Below are 19,156 nucleotides of genomic sequence, written 5' to 3'. Positions count from 1 at the left end.
TGGTCGCTTACGTTTTGCAAATGTGCATAACGTAAGCGACCACTAAAAATTAACGAACTATTGTTGATGATTTGCTATATCTATAAGCATTTGCTTAGATACAACTTTTTTGCGAGCGCGATTTTCTGCCACACCAGATTCGACTTCGAAGGCATCAACTCTTTTCCAACCATCAAAATCAATTACATCCACACCTCTGGAAGCGAGAAGCTCTTCGATAGATTTAGGCTCTCTATCTATTGCCAATCTGCCAGGAAGTGCGGATTCACATTCGTCGAGCGAGCTTTTTGCTAAGTCTTCCAACATATTTTCAACGATTTGCAAAGCGTCTGACTTTGTAGAACCAATTAATCCAACAGGTCCTCGCTTCGCCCAGCCAGTTGCATACAAGCGTGGACGCACAACATCACCATCTGGATCAGTTAATATGCGACCATCTTTATTCGCAAGAAGAGTTTTGTTCTCATCGTAAGCAACGCCAGAAACCTTAGCAGGCTTATATCCAATCGCATGGTAAACCGCTTGAACAGGGTATTCTTCAAACTCTCTAGTACGAGTCATTTTTCCGTCCGCGCTTGTAACTGTACGCTCTACACGAATCGCACGCACTCGCCCAGCTTCTCCCAGAATCTCAACTGGATTTGCGTTAAAGTGAATAATGTAACGCTTATTTGCAGGATTGCCTTCAAAGTCAACGTTTCCACCATCTTCCATATCTTCGCTCAAATCGCGTATAGCAAAAAGCTCCTCTACCATTTGGCGAGTCAATTTGTCTTTTCCAGCAACATCAATCGTTTCGTCATCCAAGTCAAAATCGTTTTCATTTACAACTATTTGCACGCCAGAAAGCTTTTCCATCTCGCGCAATTCTTGCACAGAGAATTTAGCTTGAGCAACGCCTCGTCGAATAAACAAGTGCAATGTTTTAGCCTGGTTTTTAAGCAAACCATTGTAAACGTCGTCGGAAATATCCGTGTGTTCTCTAAGATAATCTGCATCTCGCAAAAGCTCGCGCGCAACATCCATAGCAACGTTTCCGCCACCAATAACCGCCACTTCGCTTGCATCAAGCGGCCACGTGCGCTCACTGGTAGGATACCCGTCGTACCATTCCACAAATTTTGCAGCACCATACACGCCGCACAATGAGGAGCCTGGAATATTAAGCGGCTTATCTTCTACAGCGCCCGTAGCAAACAGAATTGCATCGTAGCGAGGCAACAAATCGTCTAATGTAATATCTTTGCCAAATTCAACATTCGCATACAAGTGAATATTTGGATTATCAAGCGTTTTAGCCAAAGCATCTGCAATGAATTTTATGCTCGGATGGTCTGGCGCAACTCCATATCGAACCAGCCCGAATGGAACTGGTAGTTTTTCAAATAAATCGATTCTAGCGCTCGTACCTAATCCCATTTCGTCACCCAATTTTTTAAGCTGACGAAGAAAAATATCTGACGAGTATATTCCAGCAGGCCCCGCGCCAATAACTGCGATTCGCAATTCGCTCGCATCCGCATTATAATTCGTTTCCATAAAATTTCCCCATATTGAGTATTTCAAGCATTCTTAAGCATTTTTGAACTCTTTTGTAAACTGTTTTATAAGTCGCTTCCTTAAATGCTCCACTACTTAGACTAGCGCCTTGACTCATTCAAGAAAAGACCAAAGTGAATATTGTCACTTATATACATTTTGCTTATGCGTGCTTGTAACTTGTGACTTATGCACATATGCACATTTACTCTTACGCGCGCTTTCCTTTCAACGCTGTAAGCGCCCATAAAATTGACACAACATCAATCATCTCTTGCATCATAGCTCCAAGAACCGCAGGAATCAGCCCAAAAGCCGCCGCAATCATGCTTATAACAGCTAATCCAATTCCCAACATAACAGCTTGAACCATAACACGCTTCGTGTGTTTTGCAACACTTACAGCGTTTGCTACAGCATAAATGTTGTTGTTCATAATCACAACTTGCGCGCACTCCGAAGCCGCTGTATCGGTGCCATCAGTCAAAGCCACACCAATGTTTGCTGCAGCCAAAACAGGAGCATCGTTTACGCCATCTCCAACCATCATCGTTATGCTACATTTTTGTGTTTTTCCGACAGAAAAGTCGAAAGCATCCGTGCTCAGTAAGCTTGTGCTACCTTCCGAATACTTATTATCTGCATTAACACTATCCGTATTCTTATAGTGCTGTTTTACGCACTCAAGCTTGTCTTCTGGAAGCAAATTCGCTTTAACATGCTCGATTCCAACGCTTTTTGCTATTGTTTGAGCCGCTTGCAGACCATCTCCAGTAAGCATGCTTATTGAACGAACACCAAGCTCCTTTAGTTTTTGAATCGTAGATTTTGCATTTTCTCGAGGCACGTCTTTTAGAACAATTCGCCCAACAAGTTTGCCATCAAAAGAAACGTATGTTGCCATTTCGTCGGCAGAAAGCTCTTCAAAATTGCTTTCTATTTTTGATATATTTTCTACATTTGCACGTTTGGCTTTATCTTCGGTTGCTTGCGACTCATCCTCGGAATTGCCAGCTGACGCCTGCAAAACGTATTTTTTGCGACCTACTCTAACGTTTACACCATCCACACTTGCACATATACCTTGACCAGCAGTTTCTTTAACACCGCTTATAACTGGGTATTCACGCACACTCGGAAGTTGCGGAACTGCAGATGGATGCGTGTTTTGCCAAAGATCCGATCCAGCTTTTGCAATTCCTCCTGCAAGAATGTGCTGTGAGTATGTTTCCAGGACACCAGCAAACATTAGTATCCTATTTTGCAACCCACTATTTTCTTGATTTTCCTGATTTTCGCTATCTTGATGATTCGCTAAATCCACTCTAACAACTTGAGGCTGTTTAACAGTAAGCGTTCCCGTTTTGTCAAAGAACACATCTGTTACTCTGCTTAGCTGCTCTAAAACATCTTGGCTTTTTACCACAATACCAAGTTTTGCAAGTCTTCCTGTTCCTGCCATAAACGCCACTGGAACAGCGATTAATAGCGGGCAAGGAGTAGCTAGCACCAAAACTTGCGCAAATCTTAAAGCCTGACCAGATGCAGCCCAAGCGACGCCTGCAATCACAAATGAAAGCACAGTAAAAGGCACAGAAAGCATATCCGCGAATCGTACTACTGCAGCTTTAGAAGATCTTGCAGATTCCACCAACTTCATGATTTTTTGGTATTGTGAATTTTGCGATAACTTAGTTACGCGCATAATTAACACAACGCCGCCATTTACGCATCCAGACAACACTTGCGCGCCAGCAAACACTTCGCGCGGAAGCGACTCGCCATTTATTGCGCTTGTGTCTAGAACAGCAGAACCGCTTAAAAGCTCAACGTCTACAGGAACTGTTTCTCCTGGAAGAACAACTATTACATTGCCGATTTTTAGATCTTCAACTGGAACTGTTTTGTATCTTTGTAATTGGCTAGAAGACTTTACATCTTGCAATATTGGGCATTCTTTAGAGTTATTGTTACATTTTTTACACGATTCACAACTAGTAAAATCTTTAGGTTCTTGCAACGCCCCTATCGAAGATTCATTGCTTACTTTTCTAAAATGACTATGATCAAGCAGAGCACATTGCTCACAAGATTCACCACACACTATTCCAGGAAGTGTCATTAAATGCGCGGTTTGCGGAGATGCGTTTACTAAAAGAGATAGATTTTTTTGCGCTGCATCTTGCGCAAAGTCTTCGATTGCTTCGCCTGTAAACACCATTACAACAATCAAATAACTTGCCCAAAATTCGCCTATACAAAGCGTTGCAAGCAATGCAACAAACGCAAGCAAGTCAATTCCAAGTGTGCCATGCATTAAATCATCAATCATACTTAAAAGCGACTTAACACATGTGTATAAAACTAAACATGTTATTATACTTTGCCCGATTGTAAGGCTTATTTGCACATTAAAATCAACGTTTATTAACGAAAGTAAGAAAGTAAACGTCTTGCTTATAGCTTTGCAAAAATCGAGTATAAAAGTCAGATTTCTAGAATAAAACGCCGCAATAAACGGGAACAAAACTAAAACTATTACTAATTGAGGAGCACGACGGCAATACGATAAAAGTTTACGCATACACTTTCCTTACGCTGATCAGGCTAACCGCTTAAGACGCTGCTAACACACGATTTCACGCCTTGTTAACCCATTGAGCATCCACTTAAGCATGCGCAATACACGGCGTAAAGATATCTATATTCATTTATTGGTATTCAGTTTAGCAAAACACCTTGATGAGAAACATTCTCATATAACAAAATGCGCGCAAGAACAAGAAACACGCGAAAGAAGACGATAATACGAATATATGAAAAAAGGCTTCTAGCGATCGGCTAGAAACCCTATTTGTGGAGCTAAGGAGACTCGAACTCCTGACCCTCTGCTTGCAAAGCAGATGCGCTACCAGCTGCGCCATAGCCCCATTGGAGAAAAAGAACAAAATGCTCAATTTCGTGGGCCCGGGAGGACTTGAACCTCCGACCTCATCCTTATCAGGGATGCGCTCTAACCACCTGAGCTACGGGCCCAACTTGTATGTCGAAAACATACAAGTAGTTAGATTAGCACATGAAACAAAAATGTCAAATAGCAAATCTAAGCGTGTCGCAAAATTATTCTACAAAATTATTCTAAATGACTGCGCATAAACCACTGGAACTTTTCAAGCTGCTGAACATGATCTTGAATAATATTAGAGCTAACAATATCAAGATCATCAAGCTGAGAAATTGCCTTACGATCATCTGCAATCATATCGTTGTAATACTCAATTAATGCTTGCAAATACTCTTTGGTGGACTTTCTACCACTAAGAGCAAAACGCTTCCAAGTGCGCGAAGCTACAACATCGTCTGCGCGACCAAGTGGGGATCCACCAAGCGTTGCAATTCGCTCAGCTGTTTCATCGGCTTGAGCTAAAACTTCTGCAACCTGAGGATCAAGCATTTCATGAACTGCAATAAAGTCTGGACCCGTAACATTCCAATGTGCATGCTTTAAGACTAAAGCAGCTTCCTGCTCATGGCTTAAGCGATTCTGCAAAATATCGATTGCTTTCTCACTAGCCGATTCGTCAAGACCTGGCACAATATGAGTTAAAGCCATATTAGTATCCTCCATTTTTTGTTTATTTTTGTTTAATTTTATTCAAATCTTTAATTTACTTCGGTTTTTCTGACTTCAATCGTAGCTATTCTACGCCCATCAACCTCCGTAACTGTCATATCGTAGCCATCCGCATCGTGCAAAATAGCTCCAACCTTGCCCATTGAGCCAGTGTGAGCAAGGAAATAGCCTGCAACAGTTTCATAAGGTCCATCCTCTAGCTCAATTCCAGTCACATCTGCGAAATCTTCTATAGTCATTCCACCGTCAACAGTAGCCACTCCGTTTACAAACACAGTAGCTTTACTATCACGCTTCAAATCTGACTCGTCTGGCAAATCGTATTCATCTCTAATATCTCCAACCAATTCCTCGGTCATGTCTTCAAGAGTCACGATGCCATCCGTTCCGCCATACTCGTCAATAACAACAGCAAGATGTATTCCGCGTTTTCTAAGCAGCTCCAAGCTTGGAAGCAATTTAGACGTTCCAGGAAGACTTATTCCTTCTCGAGTTACATCTGCAACTGTTTTAGCATTAGGATCTCTAACATCTAACAAATCGCGTACATGCACAAATCCAATAACATCGTCAAAATCTTTGCCTGTTACAGGATATCTAGAATATGGCAATTCTCTAATTTTTGCAGCAGCTTCTTCAAGACTTAAAGATCCGTCCAAAAACTCAACGTCTGCACGAGGACGCATAACTTCGGCAACAATCGTTTCAGAAGCATCAAAAACATCGTCTAAAATTGTTCGCTCATCTTGGCTAAGCTTTTTATTCGAGTTAACTAAAACACGTAGCTCTTCGTCGGAAACTTCACTTTCCTTTTCGTTTGGATCGAATCCAAGAAGTCTCACAAAACCGTTGGTGTTCTTAGCAATCAACCATATTAAAGGCTTGCATATTTTGGAGAATATATCTACTGCTGGAACAACTGCTCGAGCGATTTGCTCAGAGCGCTGCATTGCTATTCTCTTTGGCACAAGTTCAGAAATTACTATTGAAAAATACGATATTATAAGCGTTAAAACAATAGTCGTTAATGGTCCAGCAACATGATCTGGAACTCCCCAAGACTTTACAATTGGCACAATATGAGGCGCGATTGCAGATTCGCCAAAAGACGCCGAAAGAAATCCCGAAAGCGTAACTCCGATTTGAAGAGTGGAAAGAAAAGTGTTTGGATCTCGAGCTATTTTTGCAACTCTTTTCCCACGAGCATCCTGCGTTTCCATGCGGTCTAATTGCGACGATCGCAAATTAACAAGCGCAAGTTCGGTTGCTGCAAATATGGAACCAAACAAAAGGAACACAACAATGAGTGCAATGTTAAAACCCAACGACATACTTGCTATCTTAGTTGAATTTAACATATATAAAAAGCTTTGTGCTTAATATCGGAATAATATACACAATCAGGTTCTATAAAAATAACCGGATGGAGCTTTACTTATCTCTTTAATGGATTCAACTTTAAGAACCACACCTTTGTGTGAATATCCACTAACACCAATATTCCCAAGTGAGATATTAGCTTTTACAATCACCCATTGGTGATTTTTAAATCGTAAGTTTTTAGAAAAATCTGCAACAAACCCAAACGGAGACATATCTAGAATGCAGCAAGACATAAATTGTCTAGATATGCGAACCTGATTTTTAGAAAGCGTGTTTTCTCGACTTATAAAACCTTTTACCACAATTTCATATCCCTGGTATTTCTCTAAATTATGGTCAATTTCGTCATACCAATTTCCAAAATCATCGTCTGAAATAATAATTTTTTTATTAGCTACGTCTAGTCCTCTTAAAGTTTTTTTATTATTTTTACGATTAGACGCGATTGCTATTGCGCGCCCAGAGGCGTACTCGTCAAAACCTGCAGACTTTGTAAAACCTTGATCTAATGCTGATTTTGACATTTGAAGTGGAATTAAAATCACGAGCATTGGAATTATTAGGGAAACAAGAATGCGTTTAGAATCTTTTGCAAAAACTGGAATAATACCAAAAAGCGAGCAAATTCCCAAAACAAAAAGCAAAATCGCAGCAAAAATAAGGTATACGAATGCGCGCGGAGTGGTAAGGATTGTGTAGCATCCGCTTAATGCGCTCCACATTAGTGTGGCTGAAAAGCAAATCAAACACAACGATTGCGCAATATGAGCAAAAGTAATTTTATGCTTAGTTTGCTTGCAATCTGCATTATTACAATCAACATTGCATACAACATTTACACTACTCATAGCATCACACCCCATGCAAGGTGAACAAGAAGCGCTGCGAGTAAGCAAATAACAACAATAGTTGCTGTTAGACGTATCACAAATTTCCCTTTAAAATCTTCAATAAGCATAAGAGTGTTTTTTATGTCTAGCATTGGCCCAAAAAGCAGAAAAACAATTACTGAACTCATTGGAAGAGAAGCAGCCAAAGAGCGCGCAATTACTGCGTCGGAGCTTGAACATAAGGAGCTTGCGTATGCTATTAGCATCATTGCTGGAATCGCCACAAAAACTGTTGTTGTGTTTATTTTTGATGCAGGATCTGCGCCAAGCCAAACGCGAATAATCGAAGCTACAGTTGTTCCAAACAATATTATTGGCATTAATCGCATAAAATCCGCATAGACGTGATGAGCATAAATTTTTAAATGATCTTTAAAACTTATTAAAGGCCCATCATTATTGTCAAAATCACATGAATCACATGTTGATCCACATGATTTTATGAAAAATTTTTCCCTTAAAACTTGTGATTTTACAGGAAAAATCACAAAACTAATTCCCACTAAAAGAGCCACACCAACACCCAAAGCCACTCGAGTCACAGCAACTGCTGGAACGTCCGCAAATGCGTACCAAGTAGCCCAAATAGAAACAGGATTTACCACAGGCACAGCGCATAGAAATGTCACAGCACAAGGCAATGGCAGCTTTCGCGCAACAAGACGAGAAAACGTTGGAACAACAACACAATCACATACTGGCACACAGACTCCAGCAAGAATTGCAGCCAAAAAGCCGTTTGCAATAGACTTTGGAGCGTGTTTTTCAATAAAATCTGCCGTAATCCACGTTTCTACAGCAGCAGAAACAAGCACGCCAATTAGCGTAAAAGGAACAGCTTGTAAAAGCAGCCCAGCAACACCCATAATAATAGTGTTTACAGGCATCCAAGGGTTGCGCGCTTGCAACGCTGGAAACATTGCAATAATAAGAGCTACAAGAGGCACTCCTGCAATCAAAAAAAGATAGTTTGCAGAATTTGCTTGTTTTGCTTTACTTGCTTTACTTGCTTTTTCTACTTGGCTCGCTGTTTTTGCTTCAGTTTCTGTTTTTAGCATGACAACACTTCCACCAAGCCGTCACTCATTCGATACCTTGCTCCAACAAGCATCAAAGCGTCTTTGAAAACAGCTTCGCGAATTATTTGTGATTTTTCACAAATTTCAGCCAAAATATTAGACACGTGAATACGTTCAATATCATCTGTATCTAAATTTTCCTCAACACCTGCGAGCACAGCAGGCCCTAAAGAACGCAGCAATATTAACTCGCTCGACTCAATTATTTCGCTTGTTTTATCTTCGCCATATTCAGAAACCAGCTTTTGCACGTTCGGCAAAACAGCCTTTACGGCGCCGCAATGCTCATGCCCAAGCACAACCAACACTTTTACTCCCAAATCACTTACAGCGTATTCTAGCGAAGCTATTACGGCATCATCCAACACTTCTCCAGCTGTGCGAACAGAAAAAATATCGCCCAAACCGGCGTCGAATATAAATTCTGGAGCAACTCGCGAATCTGCGCACGAAAGCACAACAGCTCCAGGATGCTGACCGTCAATAAGTTTCATGCGCGATTCTGAATTTACGCCTGCATGCGCTGAATTGCCGTCTGCAAATTTGCGATTCCCTGCAAGCATTGCGCTTAATACCGATGTAGCTAAAACTGAATCTTCATTAGCAAAATCTTCGCTGACTTCTTCTTGCATTATTATCTCCTACACTGGCATTGGCAATATTTTCAGTTGCTTAAAGTTTAAAATTTTTGACTTAGAATATATTGTATCTTTCGTAGTAAATAAGAATTTTGTTTAAGAATATAAGCCTATTATCAAAAAAGCTCCCGTATTGCAATTCGCAAATACGAGAGCCTTCTTGATTCAGTAATTTATTAAAATCATCCAGTGTTTTGCAAGCCTGCAGCAACACCGGAAACAGTGCAGAGAATCAGGTAGATGAACTCTGCTTGCTGGCTTTCGCTCAATTCTTCCTTATCCACCTTGTTGCGAAGCTTATGCAAAGCAAGTGACTGAATTACAGAAAGCGCGTCCACGTAAGGCGAGCGCACGCGAATCGCTTGACCAAGCACATGACGATGTTGCAGCGGCCACTTGTCACCAACAATTTGCAAAACCCACTTGCGCGTAAGCTGCATTTCCGAAAGCACTTTATCGCTTAAATCTTCGCGATCTCCAAGGCTTAGATACATGCGAGCAATTCGCTCGTCTGTTTTAGCCAAAGACATCTCAATATTGTCAATAAAAGTACTAAACAGCGGCCATTCTTCGTAAGCTCTGCGCAAAGTTTCCAAGTCGCCAAACTTTTCGCAAGCTGTACCCAAGCCGTACCACGCTGCCAAGTTGATTCGAGCTTGCGCCCAAGAGAAAACCCACGGGATTGTGCGCAAATCGTCCAAAGACTTTGCACCAAGACCGCGCTTTGCAGGGCGAGATCCGATTGGGAGCAAACCAATCTCACTAAGCGGAGTAACGGTTGAGAACCAAGGCGTAAAGTCATCTGTTTGAAGCAAATCAATAAAACGATTATGCGCTGCAACATCAAGCTTTTGAGCCATATCCGCATACTTATGAGTCATTTCCGTGTTGGTTTTCTCAACGCTTGGAGCAGATTGAAGCAAAGTTGCTGCAGCTACTGATTCCAAGTGACGAATGGCAAGAATTGGGTTTCCGTAGCGAGCAAAAATAACCTCACCTTGTTCAGTAAGCTTAAATCGGCAATTTACTGAACCAACTGGTTGAGCAAGAACAGCACGGTTTGCAGGACCACCGCCTCGTCCAACAGCTCCTCCTCTGCCGTGGAATAGTGTCAAATCAATGTCATGATCTTTAGCCCACTGTGCAATACGTTCTTGAGCAGAATGTAATGCAAGTGTTGCAGAAGTAGGACCTGCGTCTTTGGAAGAATCGGAGTAGCCGAGCATAACTTCCATCTTGCGACCAGTAGCCTTCAGTCTAGCCTGAACTTCTGGAATCTTAATGATTTCCTCAAGAACATTAACCGAATTCTGCAAATCTTCTAGCTGCTCAAAAAGTGGTATCACGTCAATTGTTGGAGCATCCTGTGGATGCGCAAACGCAAGGCGATTAAGCTCAAATACATCGCGAACATGCTGAGCAGACTTTGCAAACGAAATAATGTAACGGCGAGCCGCTCGCATTCCATTTCGCTTTTGAATTGCTCCAAGCGCGCGGAATGTGTCTAGAACTTCGCGAGTCATTGGCTGAAGCGGTCCACGCTCCCCGTGCAAACCATGTTCGCGAATATCTTCCAAAGCGCGCGAATGCACGAGCGAATGCTGACGGAACTCCATTTCCACCATGTGGAATCCAAAGGTTTGCGCCTGCCAGATCAAATCCTGCAATGGTCCATATGCTGCTCGAGCATCTCCAGCCTCAGCAAGCGAACGTTGCACTATTCGCAAATCTTCAATGAACTCTTCGCAAGAATGATACATCAAGTCTGTATTGCGGCTAATCGTGTGGTGTAGTCGATCTGCCATCACAAGCATAACGGCTCTATGCGGCTCGCTGTTAGATACGTCGGACGCGTTTTCAGTGAGCTGCTCGCTCATTTCCCTCTGGCGGTTCCAAAGTTCCAGCAGCTCAACGCTTGGAGGCGTTGTGCGTGTTTCCATAGTCAGGCATTTGCCAACTTCGCGCGTGCGTTCTTCCAGCGCTTTCAAAACGTGGTTGCTAAACTTGCTCGCAACCTGCCTACTTACCTTTGCTGTAACGTTTGGATTTCCGTCTCTATCGGATCCAATCCAGCTTCCTGGGTGGAAGAATGCTGGGCATCGCGGTGGCACTAATCCAGCTTTTTTGCCCAAAAGCCAATCGTCAAATCTGCGATAAACCAACGGAATTGTGTTGAATAATGTTGCGTCGAATATATCGAGTATTGTGTCTGCTTCTTCAACTGGTGTTGGTTTTTTAAGAGCAATAGGCGAGGTGCGGAGCAATGCGTCTATCTCGTTGTATAGACGCCTGTAGTTTTCGCGCTTGTCTGATCCTCCTAGCCTATTGTGTTTGCTTAGAAGCTTTGATATTCTGCGGATTTTACCAGCTACAGCTTTTCGTCTCGCTTCGGTTGGATGCGCTGTGAAAACTGGATGGAATTCAAGTTTATTTAGCAGTTCCTTAGCTTGCGCAGGGCTCATTTCCGTGAGCAACTTGTGGTATGCGCATGTTAGCTCGTTAACTGGGTCTACGGGATTAGATTCTTCTACTTCGCATTCGCGTTGGTGCAGCACGGAGACCCTGTAGTTTTCTTCGCACAGGTTTGCTAAGTGGAAGTATGTAGCAAACGCACGCGCAAGAAGCTGCATATCTGGCAAATCCATGCCGTTGATTTTTTCTACAGCTTTGTTTAGCCCGTCGTCTTCTGTTCCTTGTGCATCAACCATTTGTGCGAAGTGTGCTGTGCTTGCGTTTACTGCGTTTAATCGCACTTCGTCGAATACGGTTAATAGTTTTTCATCAAATTCGCCTAATACATCGCGCAGAATATGTAAGCATAAATCCATGTCTTGCTTAAGCGATGCTGGCAGTTCGCGCTCTTCAGGTCCTTTTCTTCCTAGTCCAGACGTAACTATTGTTGCGTCTGCTGGAGTAACCTGTTGATTTTGAGTTGTCATCAGACCTCCTTGTGCTAGTCATAAGGTTGCTTGGTCATTTGACTTCCGCGGCTCCTCCGCGGTTATTTAGGTCAAAAGTTGCAAGCCCACAGCCTTTGTTCCCAGCGAGATTCCAAAATAATTGTGAACCGACCTTAGGACTGATTTTTTCTATAAATTTCTTATAGGCTACGCGCTGCGTATACTAAAAATTGTGAGCATAGAAGAGAATAACGCTGATAGTAATTCAAACAGTAATATAGGCAATACTCCACAAATACTTTCGACTGGTCATATAGTAGGAAAGCCTTCTGGGCGCTTTCAAACGCACGCGATTCCGCTAGATATGGAAGATGTTGAGCGCGATTGGGATAAACCAGTTACGGAAGCTGGGATTGCAGCAAAATCCAGCATTATTATTCGAGTTGGCGCTTTAGGTTTAGGCGCAGGAACTGGAAGCTACCGCGTTCGCGAGCTTATGCACCGCGTTGGCGAACCTATGGGTGTAAATGTTCGTGCAGACGTTAATTTAACCGATATTGAGGCTACTTGCACAGATAAGCATGAGCGCATTACCGAAGTTGTTGATCTGCCTACTACTGGCGTAAATACGGAGAGAATTTGGCTTCTCGAACATTTTGCAGATTGGTTTAACGTTAAACTTGGAAATGATTCCTTATATCATTCAAAGGCAGCTGTTTCTAAGGAGTTGGTGGACACTCTTCAAGCTAGCAGCAATGAGAATGCGATTGTTCAAACAGCTAAGCAGTCGGAGGAGCACGCTGCAAAAGTCGAAGAAAAAATGGCAATTCAAGAGGCGATTCGCAAAGAAAAACCTCGCGGGATTTTTGCGCTTCAACCAGAAAGAACGTATGCTGAGCATTTTTCTCACGTTCAAAATGTCAAAAATGTTCAAAATTCTCAAAATAATTTGAATTTAGATCTTAAAAACAATCCGCATAATTCCAATAATCCAAATAATGCTGGCGACTTTTCCGCGCCGCTTACTGTTCGTCAAGTTCACGACCGTCTCGATTTAATTAAAAATCGTAAGCCTCTTTATAAGCCTTGGTTTGCAGGTCTTGCGTCTGCTGTGGCGTGCGCGTCCTTCGCATTTTTGCTCGGCGGCGGCGCTTACGATATGCTTGGTGCTTTTATTGGAGCTGGCATTGGTCATTATGTTAGAAGACGCATGTTTATGCATCATCTAAACCAATTTGTTGTAACGTTTATTGCTGTTGCTGTTGGCGCTTTGAGTTGCATTGCTTCTCTTCGACTTGTTGGATGTTTTGATCCTGCTGCTTTGCATCATAATACAGCTTATATTGGCTCTGTTTTGTTTGTAATTCCAGGTTTTCCTCTTATTACAGGCGGCTTAGATATTGCTAAGATTGATTTTCCTTCTGGCATTCAGCGACTTTGCTACACAATGGCGATTATTCTAATGGGTACTCTTGCTGGCTGGATGGTTGCAAGCCTTGTTCAACTTAATCCCCAAGGCTTTACTCCACTGGGCTTAAATCCTTGGCTTAATGCTGTTCTTAGAATGATTACAGCGTTTGCAGGCGTGTGGGGATTCTCCGTTCTGTTTAATTCTCCTCAAAGAATGTGTTTCGTTGCTGGAATAATCGGCGCGATTACCGATACTTTGCGCTTAACTATGGCTGATTTTGGTATTGCTGCAGAAATCGCAGCATTTACTGGCGCTTTGCTTGCTGGTCTTTTGGCTTCCGCTTGGCGATCTGTAGTTCATAGAGGTTGGGCGCCTCAATATTTGGGCTATCCGCGTATTGGTCTTACTGTTCCATCTATTGTGATTATGGTTCCTGGACTTTATATGTATCGTGCAATGTTTTATCTTGGACAGTTTAATACTCTTCCTGCTTTAGATTGGACTTTCCGCGCTTTTATGGTGATTATTTGCTTGCCATTAGGACTTGCTGTTGCGCGAGTTATAACAGATAAAAGCTGGCGATACGACATTTAGTTATATCGAAAATAAAAAGATAAAACGAATAGTATAAACCTAAACAAAAACGCCCAGCGACTACTGGGCGTTTTATTTGTATGCAATCAAGCAAGAATTAATCAGATTTAATTATTGCTAATCAACATTGTTAATCAATACTTCATGTTCATTGCTTCTCGCACTTGATCAAGTGTTTCTTGCGCAATCGCAGCAGCTCTTGCATTTCCATCGTGCAAAATATCTCTCACAGCGTCCATATCTTTTGCCAATTCCGCACGACGCTCGCGGTGTGGAGCAAGGAAGTTGTTTACAGATTCAATAACATACGCTTTTAGTGCTCCTGCACCTGCGTCACCAATTTCTTGCGCAATATCTTTTGGATCTCTGCCAGTAACCAATCCAGCAGTAGTCAAAAGAGCAGAAACCTGTGGGCGAGCCACTGGGTCGAATGTAATTGTGCGCTCAGAATCAGTTGGGCTTTTCTTAATCAGCTTCGCTGTGTCTTCTGCGGTTGCGCCTAGCATAATCGAGTTTCCGTAAGACTTACTCATTTTGCGTCCGTCTAATCCTGGGATTTCTGGCGTATCCGAAAGAATCGCAGCTGGCTCTGGGAAAACAGGATTCTTCTTTGCATAACGCTCGTTAAATCTGCGAGCAATCGTGCGCGTAATCTCAATGTGTGGCAAATTATCTTTTCCAATTGGCACAACATTTGCTTTGCAGAACAAAATATCGCAAGCTTGATGCACTGGGTACGTAAGCAAAAGTCCTGTTAAAGCATGACCCGAAGCCTCCATTTCTGCTTTAACAGTAGGATTTCTATGCAATTCTGCTTCTGTAACTAAAGACAAAAATGGCAGCATAAGCTGATTTTCTGCAGGAACAGCGGAGTGTGTAAAAATCATTGTTTTCTTAGGATCAATTCCAGCAGCCATATAATCAAGAACAAGATTTAGTACATTATCTTCTACGTGTTCAACAGTGTCTCTATCTGTAATCACCTGATAGTCCGCAATAATCACGTTTGTGTTTACGCCAAGATTTTGCATTGCGACACGCTCACGAATCGAACCGAAGTAGTGTCCTAAATGAAGTCTTCCTGTCGGTCTATCTCCTGTAAGCATAGTAAAGGAGCTAGGATTTGCTTTTAGCTTCTCAAGCGTTGCGTCTGAACGTTTTTGAGCTGCTACAAAGCTTGCACTTATTTCATTTCCAGCAGCCGTAACTTGTGCTTCTTCTGACATTTCTAACTCCTTACGCACGCGATTTTTCTTGCGATTTTTAAGCCTAAAAATATGGCTTTTATCGTAAAAGTCCACTCAGACAATATACTCGGTTGCGGCACAGTGGTACGCTCTTGTGTGATGAATTGATTGTTTCGGTAAATTAGAGGGGGTCAGATGGGCCGCGGACGACAGAAGGCAAAGCAACAGAAAATTGCCCGTAAGCTCAAATACCTGACGACCGATACGGATTATGACGAGCTTGCTAAGGAGCTTAATACTCACGAGCCTGGTCAGGGATCCTTCGATCCGTTTGAATCTGATAATTATGATGAATCTAAAGATTATCTTGATAAGGAAGAAGATTCGTCTGATTTTGCTGATGATAGCGATTCTAAAGACGCTAATGAAGAGCAAGACTCGTGCGATTCTGTTCCTTGCAACGATGACGATTTAGACGATTACGCTAAGTGGGCTGCTGAAGCAGCTGCGTCTGCAGCTAATAAAGATAAATCGTCCGGCAATTCTGGCACGGTCCACCACCATATTCCTATGCCTATGCCGAATTTTATGCATAAGAAGTAATTTAAAAATAATAAACAAGTAATTGTTTAATTAAATTGTTGAATTAAATTATTCTCATGCAAGAGATTTTGTGAGTTCGGGCAGCAGATTGCTTAGGTTATCTCGCTCTCCAATTGCACTTATGTTGCCAATTTGCTGCTCGTAATTCCATTTTGTTATTCCACAGGAAAGCCGCAACCAAACATCTGGATCAAGTTCTATAACATCAGGCGGCGTTAGATTGTGTGGATCTGATTGTGGACCTTCTAGGATTTTTACAGCTCCCCAGGGCGCTACTCTTACCTCTACAGCAAATCCAGGCGCTATTGATTCCAAGACATAAAGAGAATACCTAACAGCCATTGCTTCATCATCTCTACTAACTTCAAGAATTTTGCTGTTAATACATGTGAAATTTTCCTTATCTTGCAGAGATTTCACATACGCCTTCGCCTTATTTTCCCATAATTTAAATGATTCTTTAGCGCGATTTATATCTTTTTCTCTTATAACTGTCATATTTGAATTATCTCATGAATTACATGACTATTATCTGTATTTTTAGTAGCGTTTTATTAAAGCTAAATCAAAGCTAGATAAAAGTTTAATAAAAGTCATATTGTGAATAATTCTTAATAAGTGTTTGGGGTTGTGATATCATCAACAATGAAAACGTGTGCATTGCCGCGTACCGTCTTGTTAAGTGCAATTTGGCGCGGCTACAACCAACATAATCAGGGGTTGCTATTCGCACATTTTAGGTAAATATATTATTCACGGCACAAGGAGTCAAATATGACTAAACACGTCGCGCCGAAAGCCAAGACAACTGCGGCGACATTTGCCAAAGAACTTCAAGAACATCTGAAGTACACTCAAGGTGTCACGCCAGAACAGGCCACTACGGCTGATGTGTATGTTGCCGCTGCTACCGCGGTCCGTCGCCACTTGATGGACTCTTGGATGCAGACCCAGCATGACATGATTAACGGCAACACCAAGGCTGTGGGCTATTTGAGCGCAGAGTTCTTGATGGGCAAGCAGCTTGAGAACGCTTTGCTTAACGCTGGTCTTACTGACCAGTTCAACAAGGCTGTAACTAAGCTTGGTTTCGATCCAAAAGCTGTTATCGATGCTGAGTATGAGCCAGGTTTAGGTAACGGCGGTTTGGGTCGTCTCGCAGCCTGCTTCATCGATTCGCTCGCCTCTATCGGCGTGCCAGCATTTGGCTACGGCATCCAGTATCGTTACGGAATTTTTAAGCAGCGCTTCGACGAAGATGGTAAGCAGGTAGAAACCCCTGATTACTGGCTTAGCAACGAAGAGCCATGGGGTCACATCGATTACGGTCGAGATCAGCGCGTTAACTTCGGCGGCGAAGTTGTTGAAGAAAACGGTAAGCGCGTTTGGAAACCAGCTTGGTCTGTTCGCGCAGTTCCAGTTGATTACATGGTTCCAGGATACAACTCTGGTCGCGTAAACACTCTTCGCTTGTGGACTGCAAAGTCTTACGACGAATTTGATTTGCTCACCTTCAACAAGTCTGAGTACTTGGATGCTGTTAAGCCACAGGTTGCAGCAGAAAACATTTCTAAGATTCTTTACCCAGAAGATTCCACTCCAGAAGGCAAGGCTTTGCGTCTTGAGCAGCAGTACTTCTTCGTAGCTGCTTCTATTCATGATGCTATCCGCGTATTCTATCCAGGTCAGGATAAGCCGGATCTCACCACCTTCCCAAGCAAAATCAACTTCCAGTTGAACGATACTCACCCAGTTATCGGTATTCCAGAGCTTATGCGCGTTCTTATGGACGAGTACGGCTACGATTGGAACACCGCTTGGGGCATTACCACCAAGACCTTCAACTACACTTGCCACACGCTTCTTCCAGAAGCTTTGGAAGTTTGGCCAGCAAAGCTTATTGGCGAACTTTTGCCACGCCACCTTGAGATTATTCAGGGTATCAGCGAGCAGTTCCGCAATGAGCTTCGCGGTAAAGGCGTTGCTGAGGATCAGGTTGAGCGCATGCGTATCGCTACCGACGCTGACGAAAATGGCGAAGGTGCTGTAGTTCGCATGGCTTACTTGGCTACTTACGGTGGTTCTTATGTTAACGGTGTTGCTGAGCTTCACTCTGAGTTGTTGAAGGATGTCACTTTGAAGGACTTCTCCAGCGTTTACCCAGATAAGTTCAAGAACGTTACTAACGGCGTAACTCCTCGTCGCTTCGTGCGCTTGAGCAACCCACGCATGTCTGCCCTTATTACTGAGGGCTTGGGCACCGACGCATGGCAGGGTGATTTGGAGCTTCTTGAAGGTTTGAAGCCATTGGCTGACGATCCAGCATTCGTTAAGAAGTTTGCTGAAGTTAAGAAGCAGAACAAGCTTGCCTTTGTTGATTTTGCAAAGCACAAGTATGGCTTTGAAATCAACCCAGATACTATGTTTAACACCATTGTTAAGCGTTTGCACGAGTACAAGCGCCAGTCCATGAAGATCCTCCAGGTTATCTCCACATACGCTGGAATCAAGAATGGCACAATCGACGTAGACAAGATGCTTCCACGCACCGTGTTCTTCGGCGCTAAGTCCGCTCCAGGCTATGCTATGGCAAAGCTTACGATTCAGCTCATTAACAATGTTGCTCGCGTTGTGAACAACGATCCAGCATGCAAGGGCAAGCTCGCAGTGTTCTTCCCAGAGAACTACAACATTGAACTTGCTATGAACTTGATTCCTGCAACCGATTTGGATGAGCAGATTTCTCAGGCCGGTAAGGAAGCTTCCGGTACTGGTAACATGAAGTTCGCTTTGAACGGTGCTTTGACTGTTGGTACTCTCGACGGTGCAAACGTTGAGATTCGTGAACGCGTTGGCGCTGAGAACTTCTTCCTCTTTGGTATGACTGTTGACGAGGTTGAGAAGCTCTATGCTGAAGGCTACGATCACGGCGACTCCCGCAAGTACTACGAGTCTGATCCTCGATTGAAGACTGCTGTAGACATGGTTGCTGACGGCACATTCTCCAATGGTGACAAGAGCGCGTATGAGCCACTCGTTAATGATTGGCTTACTCACGATTACTTCATGGCAATGGCTGACTTTAGCTCTTACATGGATATTCAAGCTCAAATTGAGGAAACTTACCGCGATCCTATGAAGTGGGCTCGCATGGCAGTTTTGAACGTAGCCAACTCTGGTTACTTCTCTTCTGATCGCTCTATCGAAGATTACCTCGATCGCATTTGGCACACTGGCGCTCTTCCAACTGCTGAATAATTATGTAAAAGCATTTTAAAAATTGCTTTAATAAAAAAGG

The 19,156-nt window shown here is 42.8% G+C and carries 13 protein-coding genes and 2 tRNA genes; 3 read left to right on the top strand and 12 right to left on the bottom strand.

The genetic code is table 11. The annotated features are described in order from the left end of the window. Nucleotides 1–57: 57 nt before the first annotated feature. The 10 genes from HXT19_RS00185 to HXT19_RS00140 all read right to left on the bottom strand — a co-directional run bounded on the left by HXT19_RS00185 (nt 58) and on the right by HXT19_RS00140 (nt 12,102). Nucleotides 58–1,539 carry an FAD-dependent oxidoreductase gene (locus HXT19_RS00185; protein ID WP_422119682.1) on the bottom strand — a complete coding sequence of 494 codons (1,482 nt, stop codon included), beginning with the start codon at nt 1,537–1,539 and terminating at the stop codon, nt 58–60. A 211-nt stretch (nt 1,540–1,750) separates the two neighbouring features. Beyond that, nucleotides 1,751–4,123, bottom strand: coding sequence for a heavy metal translocating P-type ATPase (locus tag HXT19_RS00180; protein WP_422119681.1), 2,373 nt, complete (start codon nt 4,121–4,123; stop codon nt 1,751–1,753). A 273-nt stretch (nt 4,124–4,396) separates the two neighbouring features. Beyond that, nucleotides 4,397–4,469, bottom strand: a tRNA-Ala gene (locus tag HXT19_RS00175). Between the two features lie 32 nt (nt 4,470–4,501). Further along, nucleotides 4,502–4,575, bottom strand: a tRNA-Ile gene (locus HXT19_RS00170). 97 nt (nt 4,576–4,672) lie between these two features. Continuing rightward, nucleotides 4,673–5,152 (bottom strand): Dps family protein, encoded by a 480-nt coding sequence (locus HXT19_RS00165; RefSeq protein WP_004573592.1) that lies wholly within the window; start codon nt 5,150–5,152, stop codon nt 4,673–4,675. A gap of 50 nt (nt 5,153–5,202) precedes the next feature. Further along, nucleotides 5,203–6,504: a hemolysin family protein gene (locus tag HXT19_RS00160; protein WP_004113973.1), complete on the bottom strand. Its 1,302-nt coding sequence runs from the start codon at nt 6,502–6,504 to the stop codon at nt 5,203–5,205. Nucleotides 6,505–6,573: 69 nt separating this feature from the next. Next, nucleotides 6,574–7,404, bottom strand: coding sequence for a TIGR03943 family putative permease subunit (locus tag HXT19_RS00155; protein WP_004113975.1), 831 nt, complete (start codon nt 7,402–7,404; stop codon nt 6,574–6,576). Next, complete coding sequence (locus HXT19_RS00150; RefSeq protein WP_048730943.1) at nt 7,401–8,504, bottom strand: permease; 1,104 nt, start codon at nt 8,502–8,504, stop codon at nt 7,401–7,403. Before HXT19_RS00150 ends, HXT19_RS00155 begins: the two co-directional genes overlap by 4 nt. Then, entirely contained in the window at nt 8,498–9,157 is a 660-nt protein-coding gene (locus HXT19_RS00145; RefSeq protein ID WP_004573595.1) for a carbonic anhydrase, read from the bottom strand. The genes HXT19_RS00150 and HXT19_RS00145 overlap by 7 nt, the downstream gene beginning before the upstream one ends. Nucleotides 9,158–9,345: 188 nt before the next feature. Further along, nucleotides 9,346–12,102, bottom strand: a complete 2,757-nt coding sequence (locus HXT19_RS00140; RefSeq protein ID WP_004116485.1) for a phosphoenolpyruvate carboxylase — start codon at nt 12,100–12,102, stop codon at nt 9,346–9,348. A 193-nt stretch (nt 12,103–12,295) separates the two neighbouring features. On the opposite strand from HXT19_RS00140, the gene HXT19_RS00135 reads away from it, so the two are divergent. Next, a complete protein-coding gene (locus HXT19_RS00135; RefSeq protein WP_020759674.1) occupies nt 12,296–14,068 on the top strand; it encodes a threonine/serine ThrE exporter family protein in 1,773 nt (590 codons plus the stop codon). A 134-nt stretch (nt 14,069–14,202) separates the two neighbouring features. Here the strand turns inward: HXT19_RS00135 and trpS are convergent, their stop codons facing one another. Then, on the bottom strand, nt 14,203–15,294 hold the full coding sequence (trpS, locus tag HXT19_RS00130) for a tryptophan--tRNA ligase (protein WP_004116481.1): 1,092 nt from the start codon (nt 15,292–15,294) through the stop codon (nt 14,203–14,205). 156 nt (nt 15,295–15,450) lie between these two features. Between trpS and HXT19_RS00125 the strand changes: the two genes are divergently transcribed. Beyond that, nucleotides 15,451–15,858, top strand: a complete 408-nt coding sequence (locus tag HXT19_RS00125; protein WP_004113981.1) for a DUF3073 domain-containing protein — start codon at nt 15,451–15,453, stop codon at nt 15,856–15,858. A 54-nt stretch (nt 15,859–15,912) separates the two neighbouring features. On the opposite strand, the gene HXT19_RS00120 is transcribed toward HXT19_RS00125, so the two are convergent. After that, complete coding sequence (locus tag HXT19_RS00120; RefSeq protein WP_116773010.1) at nt 15,913–16,356, bottom strand: sterol carrier family protein; 444 nt, start codon at nt 16,354–16,356, stop codon at nt 15,913–15,915. Nucleotides 16,357–16,632: 276 nt separating this feature from the next. On the opposite strand from HXT19_RS00120, the gene HXT19_RS00115 reads away from it, so the two are divergent. Further along, entirely contained in the window at nt 16,633–19,116 is a 2,484-nt protein-coding gene (locus tag HXT19_RS00115) for a glycogen/starch/alpha-glucan phosphorylase (RefSeq protein ID WP_004113991.1), read from the top strand. The last annotated feature ends 40 nt before the right edge of the window (nt 19,117–19,156 follow it).

Origin of the sequence: Gardnerella sp. DNF00038 (assembly GCF_049262855.1) — a bacterium.
GTDB lineage: Bacteria > Actinomycetota > Actinomycetes > Actinomycetales > Bifidobacteriaceae > Bifidobacterium > Bifidobacterium vaginale.
The sequence above is the reverse complement of the archived record's forward strand: the minus strand, read 5'-3'. Positions and strand labels throughout refer to the sequence as shown.

Bases quoted from the DNA above. Each gene is read 5' to 3' on its own strand.
- HXT19_RS00185 (WP_422119682.1), bottom strand. From the start codon at position 1,539: ATGGAAACGAATTATAATGCGGATGCGAGCGAATTGCGAATCGCAGTT.
- HXT19_RS00180 (WP_422119681.1), bottom strand. From the start codon at position 4,123: ATGCGTAAACTTTTATCGTATTGCCGTCGTGCTCCTCAATTAGTAATA.
- HXT19_RS00165 (WP_004573592.1), bottom strand. From the start codon at position 5,152: ATGGCTTTAACTCATATTGTGCCAGGTCTTGACGAATCGGCTAGTGAG.
- HXT19_RS00160 (WP_004113973.1), bottom strand. From the start codon at position 6,504: ATGTCGTTGGGTTTTAACATTGCACTCATTGTTGTGTTCCTTTTGTTT.
- HXT19_RS00155 (WP_004113975.1), bottom strand. From the start codon at position 7,404: ATGAGTAGTGTAAATGTTGTATGCAATGTTGATTGTAATAATGCAGAT.
- HXT19_RS00150 (WP_048730943.1), bottom strand. From the start codon at position 8,504: ATGCTAAAAACAGAAACTGAAGCAAAAACAGCGAGCCAAGTAGAAAAA.
- HXT19_RS00145 (WP_004573595.1), bottom strand. From the start codon at position 9,157: ATGCAAGAAGAAGTCAGCGAAGATTTTGCTAATGAAGATTCAGTTTTA.
- HXT19_RS00140 (WP_004116485.1), bottom strand. From the start codon at position 12,102: ATGACAACTCAAAATCAACAGGTTACTCCAGCAGACGCAACAATAGTT.
- trpS (WP_004116481.1), bottom strand. From the start codon at position 15,294: ATGTCAGAAGAAGCACAAGTTACGGCTGCTGGAAATGAAATAAGTGCA.
- HXT19_RS00125 (WP_004113981.1), top strand. From the start codon at position 15,451: ATGGGCCGCGGACGACAGAAGGCAAAGCAACAGAAAATTGCCCGTAAG.
- HXT19_RS00120 (WP_116773010.1), bottom strand. From the start codon at position 16,356: ATGACAGTTATAAGAGAAAAAGATATAAATCGCGCTAAAGAATCATTT.
- HXT19_RS00115 (WP_004113991.1), top strand. From the start codon at position 16,633: ATGACTAAACACGTCGCGCCGAAAGCCAAGACAACTGCGGCGACATTT.